Here is a 12,588-nt window from a genome sequence, read left to right as displayed (position 1 = left end):
ATGTATAATATCTTTGCTGCTTTCTTTAGATTAAAAACCTCATACCATTTGCTGATATCAGCAGTCAAATTGTCTCAAAATATCCTCATATTGTCTCAAGTGATCCCGCCTATAAGGCTAATGCCGTACATTTAGTGTTCATATCACACCAATTATATGCAGTATCTTGAATTTGAACATATCCATTTTTTCTGGGGCCGAAAGCTGACATCGACCATTCCACAAAGGGCCTGTCAAGACCTTTTATCGTAAACAACCAATATTTTTTAATAAACATTAGCACATGAATTTTAAAATCAACAGTTTTAAAGTGGCTACTAAATTATTGCTATTCAGCAGCAGTTTTTTTGCTGGAGCCGCTCAGGCCCTACCGCATGCACCCTATGTGCAGCAGGCACAAACTACAGTCAAGGGCAGTGTAAAAGACGAGCAAGGCAATCCCCTAGCCGGAGCCACGGTGTCTGTAAAGGGAAGCAATAGCAGCACCTCCACCGACGCCACTGGTACATTCACACTGACCAACCTGGAGAGAAATGCTGTCCTAGTCGTTCGAATGATCGGCTTTAGCGCTAGGGAAATCACGTATACAAGTGGCTCCAGTTTGAATATACAACTGGTCTCTGACACGCAGCAGCTCGAGGAGGCTGTTGTTGTCGGTTATGGTTCCCTTGACAAAAAGGAGTTGACCAGTGCCGTTTCGAGCATCAAGCAGAAAGACATGGTCGCGGGTGCTGTCTCTCCCCTTTTGGCCATCCAAGGAAAGGTTCCGGGCCTCAGTGTCATCTCCACCAATGGAACCGACCCTAATGCCGGTATCTCCTTGCAATTGCGCGGTGTCAATTCGGTCAACGCCTCACAAGGCCCCCTCGTGGTTATTGACGGCGTTCCCGGCGGCGATATCAACTCCGTTGCGAAAGAAGATATCGAATCTATTAACGTACTACGGGATGCCTCCGCTGCCGCGATTTACGGAACACGGGCCTCCGGCGGCGTGATTCTAATCACGACAAAAAGACCACAGGTTGGAAAGGCACAAGTAAATTTTACTTCGGAATATTTTGTCGAATCCATCCGCAAACGTCCCAAAGTCCTATCGGCAGAGAAATTTGTCGAATATGGTTTGGGTGAAGACTTGGGCCATCGCACCGACTGGTATGATGAGGTTACCAACAATAATCCATTCAGCCATCGGCAAGTCGCAAACATCAGTGGCGGTTCCGAAAATGCCAATGTCTATACCACCTTTACCAAACGCGACGCCAAAGGAATGGCGATCACCTCCAAGCGGGATGAAATCGGTGGACGTATCAATAGTGCCTTTAAATTTTTCGACGGCTTTGCGGAGTTGAATACCAATGTAAGCTACAACCAGGTAAAGGCGTTTGGCTCCAATGGTGACATCTTTAACAACAATGACATTTTTAATATGGCCCTGGTGATGAATCCTACGGAAACGCCTTATGATGCCAATGATGTCAGTGGGTATAACGTTTTGGAAGGTGGATATGATACCTGGAACCCTGTGGCCGAAGCACGCCTCCGCAGCGATGAAAAGCAATTCAAATACTTGTTGGCCAATGCAACATTAAAGTTAAACCTTACAGAACATCTGACCACAAGTGCAACCATCGGGATAAAGAACAACAGCGAACATGGTAATTATTACCGATCGGCACAACATCGCATTTCGCGAGAGAACAATGTAGACGGATTTGCCAAGCAGTATTATAGCCGGTTCAATGACCGCGTGTTTGAATGGACCGCCAACTATACAAACCGCTGGTCTGAACATTCTTTGAATGCTGTAGCGGGCTATAGCTACCAGGATTTTAACGGCCAGGGTTTTTCGGCTGAAAACTCTAATTTCCCCGTCGATGGTATTGGCGAAAACGATATGGGCACAGGGACCTATTTACCTGACGGACGAGCGGGAATAGGATCCTGGAAAAATCCCTGGGTCAAACTTGCCGCCTTTTTCGGACGTGTCAACTACTCGTATTTGGATCGCTATATCCTGACCGCAACGGCACGTTACGAAGGATCCAGCAAATTTGCGCCTAAAAACAGATGGGGATTCTTTCCGGGGCTTTCCGCAGGCTGGCGGGTTTCCCAAGAACCTTTCCTACGGGATGTAAAATTTATCAATGACCTCAAACTACGTGCGGGCTACGGAGAAACCGGCAATGAAGGCTTTGATGCCAAAGTTGCCTCGCGGATGTACAGCGCCGACACCTGGTTTTTGCAGGATGGAAAATGGTTCAGAACCTACGGTGTAATGCACAACCAAAATCCAAATATCAAGTGGGAGGTCAAAAAAGAATACAACCTTGGGTTGGATTTCACTGTACTGAACAACCGTTTAAGCGGCCGTTTTGATATCTACAAACGCAAGATCGATGATCTGATTTATGACATCAGCGTTTCCCAGCCGCCAGCAATCCATGATAAAACCACCATGAATGTGGGCAGCATGCAAAATACGGGGTATGAGTTTGAACTGAATTTCAAAGCAGTAGACAATGACAATTTTAGTTATACCACCAGCATTGTCGCCTCGCATAACAAAAGTAGGCTCAATACCTTATGGGGAAGTCAGACCTTTACTGACCGGAAAGACTTCCCGGCTCCCGGCTCGCCAGGTTCAGCTGTCAGGTTATATCCCGGCGAGGATATTGGCCAGTTCTTCCTTTGGAAATTTGCCGGCTTTACAGATGATGGCTATTGGAAGCTTTATGACAAGGACGGAAATGCCTTTGATGTGCGGGACCGCAACAAGACCGTAGGCGACAAATCCTTTGTCGGCAATGCGATCCCGACCTTACAACTTTCCTGGAACAACCAATTTACCTATAAAAACTGGGATGCAAGTATCTATATGCGTAGCTGGATCGGCCACGATGTGTTCAATATGATCAATATGTACTACAGCCTACCCAATGTAAAAGGACAGAATGTACTGGAAGATGCTTACGACAAACATAAAAATATCAAAGGAGAAAAAGAGCTAAGCGATTACTGGTTAGAGAAAGGTACTTTTCTCAAGGTTGACGCCCTGAATATCGGTTATCGTTTTAATCAAAACTGGATCAAACCATTGAAGTCAATGCGTGTTTATGCCACTGCACGCGATCTTTTTGTATTTACAAACTACAGTGGCCTAGATCCGGAAGTCAATATCAATGGTCTTGAACCGGGCTTTGAAGAGCGCAATGTCTATCCGAAGACAAGGACTTTTATGATGGGGTTACAAGTAAATTTTTAAACTGAACAAACATGAAAAAATACATTTCCATAGCAACATTATCCGTAGCATTATTGCTATCAGGATGCACCAAATTGGATCAGGAATTTTATAGTTCGGTCACGCCGGACACCTTTTTCAAAAGCGAGAAAGACATCAAGGCGGCCTTGTTCAGGCCATTTACCCATGCTAAATGGTATATGGGCGAAGACCGTTGGCGCCTGCAGGAATATACGGCAGACAATTTTGCCATCACCACCAAGGGACGCCACTGGTATAATGGTGGCGAGAATGAACGCTATCATTACCACCGTTGGACGGCGGATGACAATTGGATTTGGGGAAGCTGGCGCGGTACCCTGATGGGGGTTGCCCTCGCACTGGATACAAAGAGCGACCTCAGCAAATTGGACTACGGCAAATTTGCCCTGAGCGACGAGCGGAAAGCAGCAGATCTCGCTCAATTGGATGCCTTGATCGCCTACTTTTATTTACGTGGATTAGATTATTTTGGCGGTATGCCAATTTTCGAATCCCTAGACCAAGAGTCCCTACCGCGCAATAGCGATCAGGAACTTTTTGCGCATATCGAAAAGCTGCTTAAAGCTGCTATTGAAAATCTACCGGCAAAGAAGGCCGGCGACAAAGAAGAAGGCGCGATCCGAAAAGCTGCCGCTGCAGCCATGCTGGCACAGCTCTACTTCAATGCAGAGGCCTATATCGGTAAAGCGATGTATGCTGAGAGCCAAAAATTGGGACAGGACATTGTCAATAAGGTTTATGGAGACTATGCCCTAGACACCAAATGGAACGGTGTACATGGATTTAAAAACAATGAATCGCCTGAGATTATCTGGTCTATGCCTTCGGAATTCAAGATGCTGGAGTATAATTGGTTTTACGCAGACTTCTACCATTACAACACAAAGCAGTTCTTTGCGCAGGACATGGGCGGGAATAATGGAGCTCACCTGACACCATCGAAGAAACCCAACGGCTCACTTTATACTGCAGACTTCAAATTAGGTTCACCTTTTGAAACCTTTGACCAAGGCGATCTACGCAAAGCACCCTATGTTTATCACAGCACGGATCAATACGAGGGCATGTTTATCGTAGGACCCCACAAGACACCTAGTGGTGAGACGATTCTTGGCGGTGAGGAATATAAGGACAAGCCCCTGAACTTTGTCGATCAGGTCGGTCGCTTTTCAGAAGTTGGGCCAGGAAAAAAATATAGCTCCATCGACCAACTACCCTCTAAAATGTCTGAAGGAGAGGAAAACACAGGTATACGCCTTGTAAAGGTACCGATCCCAAATCTCGCCAACAATACCTTACGCTGGGGAGCCGATATGCCGATTATCCGACTAGCGGAAGTTTACTATATGCTTGCCGAATGTGATTTCAGATTAGGGAACAAAGAAAAGGCAACAGAACTGTTCAATGCTGTCCGAAAGCGAAACTTTGCCAATGCTGCTGATCCTAATCCCGTGACCAGCGCCAATATTGACAAGTACCGTATTTTGGATGAATGGAGTATTGAGTTTTTAGGAGAAGGTCGAAGACGTACCGATCTGATCCGATGGAAAGCTTTCACGACAGAAAAGTGGTGGGATCATAATCCAAGTACTTCCACGCATCTGAATCGTTTCCCCGTACCCAATCAGGCTATTGCTGGTAACAGCAGCCTGGCACAGAATCCGGGGTATTAAAATTGACGTTATAAAAACAGCCAGCCTACGATTGCTTATGCAGGTTGGCTGTTTTTGTGATAGACTTACTTGTCCAGTGATGTAAAAACAGAGTTTTGGGACCGGAATTCCGGTACGATATCTTTAACCAGTTGTACTAGTTTCATTTTATCCTCATTCGGATCGGCCGTTTTCGCCAGGCCACATAATTCTTCAATTCTTGTCTTTTGCAACGCTAAATCTGGGGTATTGACCTTTGCAATCATAATCTTTTCATGATAGGTCTTTTCAGTATTCTCCCCATTCGCCAGAAGCTCTTCAAAAATCTTTTCACCCGGTCGGAGACCTACGACCTTAATATCAATATCTTCGGGGTAATTGTAGCCTTTTAAGCGGATCATCTGTTTGGCGAGATCCATAATCTTAACGGGTTCGCCCATGTCAAAGACAAATATTTCACCGCCTTTACCCATTACTGCAGCTTCCTGTACAAGTTGGCAGGCTTCGGGTATGGTCATAAAATAACGGGTGATATTCGGATCGGTAATTGTCAGCGGTCCACCTTTGAGCATCTGCTTTTCAAACAATGGGATCACTGAACCATTGGATCCTAATACATTGCCAAAACGCGTGACGATAAAATTGGTTTTGGAGTTTATATTCACTGTCGATATAGCAATTTCCGCTACACGTTTGGTAGCCCCCATGACATTGGTCGGATTCACCGCCTTATCGGTGGAGACCATGACAAATTTAGATACACCGTACTTATCTGCCAGCTTCGCTACATTATAGGAGCCCCACACGTTTGTTAAAATAGATTCGTAGGGGTTTGCCTCCATCAAAGGTACATGTTTATAAGCAGCCGCATGAAAGACGTATGTCGGTCTGTAGAACTGAAACAATGTATCCATAAATAGGGCATCCCGAACATTGCCGACCATAAATACACAACGTCCAAAACTTGCGGAGGAGCTCAGCTCCTGTTGAATATCATACAAGGAAGATTCTGCTTGATCTACCACAATAAGCTGTTTTAAATCGGTATGAGCGAGCTGACGAACCAGTTCTCCACCAATAGAGCCTGCTCCTCCCGTTACCAATACGATCTGTCCCTTCATCTCTGCTGCAATAGCAGGATTGTCCAAGTCGATTGCTTTACGTCCCAGCAAATCCTCTATCCGCAAACTGCGTATTTGTCTTGTTGCAACCTCTCCGGCCATTAAACGCGCCGTATCAGGGATAATTTTGACGATTAATGGAATCGGTTCCGCCAACTTAAAGACCTTGCTTAGTCGTTCGGGAGCTCTATTGTCGACTGCTACTATTAGCTCTGCGGCATTTCCGTGCCTATCGACAAACTCTTTATTCAATTTATTAATATCATGGATTCTAAAGCCTTGAATTCGATTACCAATACGATGCGGATTATCGTCCATGATCGCTACAATCCGGTATTTGTTACGCGAAGTCGTATGGATAAAGTGGAAGGTTGTATTGCCCATATTTCCTGCACCAAACAAAATCACAGGAATACGGTTGTCTTTGTTGCCCCACATAATTTCATGATACATGGCCCTGTACAGGACACGGCTAAAAGTCATTCCAAAACCCACAATTAATGCATGAAAAAGAAGCTGTGTGTCAGAGAAAGGAAAAGCGGGATACAAGAACGAAGGTTGTGTCCACTCTAATATTTTACATACAATGACCGACAAAAAATAGGCCATTACAATTGCAAAAGCCATACGTTGCAATTCACGAATTCCGGTTTTATGAATAACACCTTTAAATGTTCCCAGCGATATAAAACAGATAAGATAAACAGCAGACACCAATATAAGCTGTATGCCCAAGGCATCAAGCTCAACCCCGCCCCTGTGCTTAAAAATGAGTATATAACTTATCAAAAAAGCTAAAATAACTATGATCATATCCAATAACAGAATGATCCACCGAGGTTTGTTGATGGACAAACCTTCCCTCCATAAATTACTCATTTAAAATTTATTAAAATTCCCTTCCAACGTTTAAGTCAATGCAAATGTACCAATTAAAAACTATGTTTCAGGAAAAGAATTTGTCAATCTAGGCGATTATAAATAGGTGTGAATATTCTTAATTATCTTTATTTATTATAGCTAACTCGTAAAGCAAAGTTTATAAATTATTATATTTGATGAACGTGTATTTCTAAAATCAAATGAACAATCAATTAAGGAATATTTTTTTTCAGTTATTGCGTGTCGGCCTTTGGGGAGAAGGTAAACCTGCTCTCATCAAACCTTTATCCATTGACGATTGGAATAGTATCCTAAAATATGCTAGCAATCACACGGTAGAAGGTGTGATTTATGACAGTTTCCCCTTTTTAACCGAAGATCAATTGCCTCCAGCTTCTTTACGTTTAAAATGGGCTGTTCGGATGGATAAGATCGAACGACATAATGCAAAAATGGATGCTATAATTGCCGAGCAGTTTTTAACCTTTGAAAAAGAGGGTATCCGTCCCATTCTCCAAAAGGGACGAGGTGTCGCATCCTATTACAGGATTCCAGATCATCGTATAAGTGGTGACATTGATTGGTGTTTTGAAGAAGATGATTATAGCAAGGCAAGGAATTTTCTAAAAAAACGAGATGTAAACTTTAAAGACACACCAGACTTCAGCTTAGACTACAATTGGAATGGAATACATGTCGAGCATCATAAACGTAAATTTGATTTTCGTAATCCTTTTAAGAAAAAATATTTAAACAAACTTTTGGAGGATTATAGAGGTGTACAAGGGCGGCTAGTAATCAATGATGTGTCCATTCGCTTGTTGGCCCAAGAGCTACAACTTCTACAAGTCAATATACACATATTGAAACATTTAATTACTTACGGTATCAGCTTGCGCCAGTTTTGCGATTCGGCGAGATTGTATTATAGTGTACTACCTAATATTGATGGTCAGGTATTACATGAGATTTATAAAAAAACGGGTATTCTCAAATGGAGTCACCTACTTCATAAATTGCTTGTTGATTATATAGGACTGCCAGAATCTGCGATTCCGTTTCCCTATCCAAAAGAGATCCACATAGACTGGATGCTTGATGAAGTTTGGCATTCTGGAAACTTTGGCTTCAATGACGAAAGATTTGGACAGAATAAAGAAGCAGAGTTCTTCCATCGGCCAGACTCTGCTAAACGTCTGTGGGGAAATTTTAAAAGGTATCTTAAGTATGCTCCACAGGAAGCGATAGCATTCCCCTTCGTTCAAGCTTATTCCAAGTTCTTAGGAAAAGATAGTGATTGAAAATGTGTCTCTCTTTCAAAATAGAAAAAGAGACACCACAAACTTTTGTGTTAAAAATCTAAATAAATACTTTCATCGAAGACCTTTTTCTCAGGCCATAATCGTCTAGGATAGTCACCTCGCTCAATTAATTGATGGATACTTTGTTGTACCTGATCCTTATCTTCTTTATAAGTCACACCAAACCATTTCGCATCGGTAGGTAATACCGAAAAGTTCGCAATACCTTGCTTCACCATGTAATCTGGCAAATCAGGAATAAAGAATTCCGCTTTGGGGTTCTCATGATTTTGCTCCACGAAATCAGGAAATAACCCACGTGCAATTTCAAATAGTTTAGGCGTAAATCCCCAAAAATTCATTGAAACCCTTGTATTGTCTGGTAATACCGTCGTTATCTCCTGCTGTTCAAAGACAATATCGCCTTCTTTTCGGTAGATATTGGTTCTTTCCGTAACACTCTGCAAGTGATTAGCCTCATTCACTTCACATATACCACGGGACACATAACCAAAATCAGAAAGCGTATTACCTACTTCAAACCCCACTAATGCCATCTGTTGATCAGTAGCCTGTCCCCTAAGAAAAGAGGCCATTTTTTGGAATGCATCGTAACCATAAAAATCATCAGCATTAATCACACAAAATGGACCATCTACTGCTGACTCTGCACTCATCACAGCATGACCTGTACCCCATGGCTTCTGACGTTCGACAATACGATTTACGCCAAACTTACTGAGATCAAAATCCTGATAAACATAGGTTACCTCAATAGTGTCCGGTAATTTATCGCCCACATTACTTCGCATTATGTCCAGAAATTCCTCCCGGATCACAAAAACTACCTTCCCAAACCCCGCCCGAATCGCATCGTAGATAGAGTAATCTATTATCTTTTCACCAAACGGCCCAAAACTCTCGACTTGTTTTGCTGAACCATAACGGCTTGCCATCCCTGCAGCCAAAATAACTAGAATTGGCTTTTGCGTGTTATCTTTCATTTTGCTTAATTGTAAGTGATATCTCTGATTGGTATTAAATCAATTGTCATCAATATTAATACCAGCCTCTGCATTTTTCATATTAATAAATCATGAATTTTAAAAACAAAAGCGAGTGTTTCTATTGAAATAGAGACACTCGCTTTACAAACGCAGGGTACACTATAATTTCTCTTCTGTCGTTTTTTTATTTTCCGATTGAACTTTTTGCAAAGTATCTATGTTGGATTGATTACCCTCCAATTCTTCAGCCTTAACCCCTTTTGGATTACTCCATAGTTTTTTCTTATAGGCATCCAATTTCTCCTCTACTTTCTTTCCGTCTAATTGTTGTCCGCCATTTTCAGTTTCTTTGAGATTTTGCAACATTCCTGGAGATGACTCACGTACGATGGTACTAGCAAACTTATTCTGAACAAAGAAGTCATCCATTGTCATGTCGTAAAGTCCTTTGTCGGGGTCAGAAATATCTACTTGTATCAAACTATAGCGCAACTGAGGAAAATAAAGCCAAAATGCAGGAGTAGCACCTACCGATTCTGCTAGTTCCGCTGAAGTCGTTATATTCATCAAAGGAGCTACACCAATAATGCGTGTCTCCAAACGGCTTCGTTGTTTATCAAAAAAGATATCCTCTTTAATTCTAAATTTAGTCACACGTGCAGGATCGAACTCATTCAATGCCATTTTGGAATCAATTTGATTTCCCTCCCCATCAAAAATTGGCACAAGCACGCTATCGGCAAAACGGGCCATTCCCTCTTGGGCGCTCAATCTACCTTTAAAAGAATCATCATCCGGACTGTAGAGCGACAGCTTTCCCTTTTCAATCGCTTTCATGACAACCTCTATCAAGGAATTCCCGGGAATCGCGAGAATATTATTTTTTTCGTCTTTGAGATCGATATCACGCCAAACGCGTTTATAAAAACGGATATTCTTTTTATTTACTTCAGGATAAGCAAAAGGAACAGCGTCTTCCATATTATTCGCCTGATAGAATCCATCGGTCAGTGGAATTGTGTCCTGGATGACTTCTCCTGACGTTACAGGAGTAGTTGAATTGACATTATTTAAAATGTTCTGATTTTTGGGCACCGTATCTATCGTTGTCTCTTGTTGAGCAAACAATGACCCAACTCCAAAAGTCATCGCTGCTATCAATACTATTTTTGTTTTCATTGTTATCGATTTTTGGGTTCTAAAACAGCGGGTTAATACTTACGTGTTTTGCTCTGTACTGTAGGCATTTCAAAAGCCGACATGACACAACGGAAACCGATATAAGAATGCGGTTCGTAGTCTACAGAATAATTACGTGTTTCACTATTTAACTGCTCTCCATTATCTTTCCAAGATCCACCGCGTACCACTTTCCGCTTCAATGCATCCCCATCTCTAGCATCCGCATCATATAAAAGAGCTGGATTTAAGTCGTTGACAAATACAACGGCGGAGGGACTATAAGCATCCAAGGTCCATTCCGACACATTACCGGCCATATTATATACACCAAAAGCGTTCGGCATATAGGATTTCACAGGAAGAGTAAAGGTAGCTCCATCACGCGAGTATGTTCCCTCACCTTGTTTAAAATTGACGGCTAGCTTCTTTTTACCTTCTATTCCATCAATAGTCATTCTTGACCCTGCGATGGTATCCTGCGGATCCAACTTGCCAGAAGCCGCATATTGCCATTGCGCTTCTGTTGGCAAACTCAAGCTGAGCTGATAACCGTTGAGATAAGAATTTTTTAATACTGTTGCCGCCATCTCGTTGGCCCGCCAGTCAGTAAATGCGCGCGCTTGTCTCCAAGTGACGCCTACGACGGGATAGTAATCGAAAGAAGGATGTGTAAAATAATTAGCATCTAGGGATGCTAACTGCGCATTCGGAAAATCTTTTGTCCAGATATCTTCCACAGGCATGACAGCCACGGTATCCGTTACATATTTCTTTTTCACATTACCTTTGGACTGTAAGTAGGAGAAGCGATATCTAATCACCTCGGGATTGAGTGCACGTCTATTTCCATGCATTTCAAGCATAGGGGCAATTCGCTCTTGAATGCTTGGATCATTGCTTTTCCATATCGGAGATATTTTTTTGACCTTTGCCCAATTGATACGCTTTTGGCCAACCTGTTCACCTGCAATCTCCAAGAAATACTGATCATCATTGAGGTAATCCGTTACAGCCACAGAATCTGCTACCCAATTTACGAACTCACGGTATTGTTTATTAGTTACTTCCGCCTCATCGATAAAAAATGCACTCACACTCACATTTTTCCCCACATTGCCGCTATCTAACGATCCTTTGAAAAGAATTGTACCGGAGGGTACATAAACCATACCTGGAGGCGCTGGGAGTTTCCCACTTTTAAAAGCATTTACTTTGGGAGCCTTATATATTGCGGAATTAGATTTACAAGCTACAAAACCAATCAGGATAGCTAAAGAAATTAATCCTAGCAGCCGATTGCTATAGGCCCATTTAGATAGGTTTTTCATTTGTTTATTTTTGATTAGCATATTTGATTGACTTATTTGCGGTTAAACAGAGCATATTTCACACCTAGGGATACGAAACCGTATTGATCGTTATTTTTATTTTTAATACCATCCAGATTATCGTTAAATGTCAAGGTATGTTGATAGTTTACATTGATAGCCCATTGAGGTCCATATAATGTACGGCCAAAAGGAATATCAACACCGACATTGAGTGGCACTACGAAATGAATTTCTCCCAACTTGTCAGCAAGCTCTCCACCATTGGAAGCTAAGTAATTTGCATAGAATTCTGATATGTGCCTATTAATACGGTTTTTTACAAGCCCTGCTCCTGCACCAACGTAAATGTTAGAAAGAATACGTGACAGTGTATTTGCTTCTAGGGTATAGTAACTATAGTTATCAGTATTATCTAGAAATTGTCCCAAACGTAATTTACCATTAATATTCCCAGCGAAATAACGGTTTTTAAAATCACTATCGTAACCATTTCCAGCTAATGTTCCCTTCTCACCATGTAAGCCCACCGAGATATATGGTGTAATCAAATAATCCAGTTCTCCGTAAAAAGCAAATTTAGATTCTACATTTCCCAAATCAGTTAAGTTGATCGTCGCCCCCGCGCCAGCCCCAACACTGATCGGACGTGAAAATTGGGCTGAAACGGATCCTATTGATAATAGAAATAGACCCACAAATGTGTATAAAAGTTGTTTTTTCATTGATATAGTTTATTTATAAGAGCGTATGTTCAATGTAAGTGTATTCGTTTTTAATGTATTAAAACTCACGGTAGTTCTATTTTTTTGATTAGAATCTCTATTATAAT

8 protein-coding genes are annotated in these 12,588 nt (G+C 42.0%); 3 read left to right on the top strand and 5 right to left on the bottom strand.

Annotated elements, in window-relative coordinates; translation table 11 throughout:
- The first annotated feature begins 283 nt into the window (after window positions 1–283).
- Window positions 284–3,262 (top strand): SusC/RagA family TonB-linked outer membrane protein, encoded by a 2,979-nt coding sequence (locus tag AB1Z56_RS21645; protein ID WP_426790122.1) that lies wholly within the window; start codon window positions 284–286, stop codon window positions 3,260–3,262.
- An 11-nt stretch (window positions 3,263–3,273) separates the two neighbouring features.
- Window positions 3,274–4,956 carry a RagB/SusD family nutrient uptake outer membrane protein gene (locus tag AB1Z56_RS21640; protein WP_426790121.1) on the top strand — a complete coding sequence of 561 codons (1,683 nt, stop codon included), beginning with the start codon at window positions 3,274–3,276 and terminating at the stop codon, window positions 4,954–4,956.
- Window positions 4,957–5,021: 65 nt separating this feature from the next.
- On the opposite strand, the gene AB1Z56_RS21635 is transcribed toward AB1Z56_RS21640, so the two are convergent.
- Window positions 5,022–6,935 (bottom strand): polysaccharide biosynthesis protein, encoded by a 1,914-nt coding sequence (locus tag AB1Z56_RS21635; protein ID WP_426790120.1) that lies wholly within the window; start codon window positions 6,933–6,935, stop codon window positions 5,022–5,024.
- Window positions 6,936–7,138: 203 nt separating this feature from the next.
- Here AB1Z56_RS21635 and AB1Z56_RS21630 point away from each other — a divergent pair, with 203 nt between their 5' ends.
- Window positions 7,139–8,239: a nucleotidyltransferase family protein gene (locus AB1Z56_RS21630; RefSeq protein WP_426790119.1), complete on the top strand. Its 1,101-nt coding sequence runs from the start codon at window positions 7,139–7,141 to the stop codon at window positions 8,237–8,239.
- Between the two features lie 50 nt (window positions 8,240–8,289).
- Here AB1Z56_RS21630 and AB1Z56_RS21625 read toward each other — a convergent pair whose 3' ends face one another.
- The 4 genes from AB1Z56_RS21625 to AB1Z56_RS21610 all read right to left on the bottom strand — a co-directional run bounded on the left by AB1Z56_RS21625 (window position 8,290) and on the right by AB1Z56_RS21610 (window position 12,481).
- Entirely contained in the window at window positions 8,290–9,243 is a 954-nt protein-coding gene (locus tag AB1Z56_RS21625; RefSeq protein ID WP_426790118.1) for a nucleotidyltransferase family protein, read from the bottom strand.
- A gap of 162 nt (window positions 9,244–9,405) precedes the next feature.
- Window positions 9,406–10,425 (bottom strand): gliding motility protein GldN, encoded by a 1,020-nt coding sequence (gene gldN / locus AB1Z56_RS21620; protein ID WP_426790117.1) that lies wholly within the window; start codon window positions 10,423–10,425, stop codon window positions 9,406–9,408.
- 32 nt (window positions 10,426–10,457) lie between these two features.
- Window positions 10,458–11,756, bottom strand: coding sequence for an SUMF1/EgtB/PvdO family nonheme iron enzyme (locus AB1Z56_RS21615; RefSeq protein WP_426790116.1), 1,299 nt, complete (start codon window positions 11,754–11,756; stop codon window positions 10,458–10,460).
- Between the two features lie 32 nt (window positions 11,757–11,788).
- Window positions 11,789–12,481: a hypothetical protein gene (locus AB1Z56_RS21610; protein ID WP_426790115.1), complete on the bottom strand. Its 693-nt coding sequence runs from the start codon at window positions 12,479–12,481 to the stop codon at window positions 11,789–11,791.
- Between the last annotated feature and the right edge of the window lie 107 nt (window positions 12,482–12,588).

It is taken from the genome of Sphingobacterium sp. WOUb80 (assembly GCF_050058145.1).
Classification (GTDB): domain Bacteria; phylum Bacteroidota; class Bacteroidia; order Sphingobacteriales; family Sphingobacteriaceae; genus Sphingobacterium.
The sequence above is the reverse complement of the archived record's forward strand: the minus strand, read 5'-3'. Positions and strand labels throughout refer to the sequence as shown.

Bases quoted from the DNA above. Each gene is read 5' to 3' on its own strand.
- AB1Z56_RS21645 (WP_426790122.1), top strand. From the start codon at position 284: ATGAATTTTAAAATCAACAGTTTTAAAGTGGCTACTAAATTATTGCTA.
- AB1Z56_RS21640 (WP_426790121.1), top strand. From the start codon at position 3,274: ATGAAAAAATACATTTCCATAGCAACATTATCCGTAGCATTATTGCTA.
- AB1Z56_RS21635 (WP_426790120.1), bottom strand. From the start codon at position 6,935: ATGAGTAATTTATGGAGGGAAGGTTTGTCCATCAACAAACCTCGGTGG.
- AB1Z56_RS21630 (WP_426790119.1), top strand. From the start codon at position 7,139: ATGAACAATCAATTAAGGAATATTTTTTTTCAGTTATTGCGTGTCGGC.
- AB1Z56_RS21625 (WP_426790118.1), bottom strand. From the start codon at position 9,243: ATGAAAGATAACACGCAAAAGCCAATTCTAGTTATTTTGGCTGCAGGG.
- gldN (WP_426790117.1), bottom strand. From the start codon at position 10,425: ATGAAAACAAAAATAGTATTGATAGCAGCGATGACTTTTGGAGTTGGG.
- AB1Z56_RS21615 (WP_426790116.1), bottom strand. From the start codon at position 11,756: ATGAAAAACCTATCTAAATGGGCCTATAGCAATCGGCTGCTAGGATTA.
- AB1Z56_RS21610 (WP_426790115.1), bottom strand. From the start codon at position 12,481: ATGAAAAAACAACTTTTATACACATTTGTGGGTCTATTTCTATTATCA.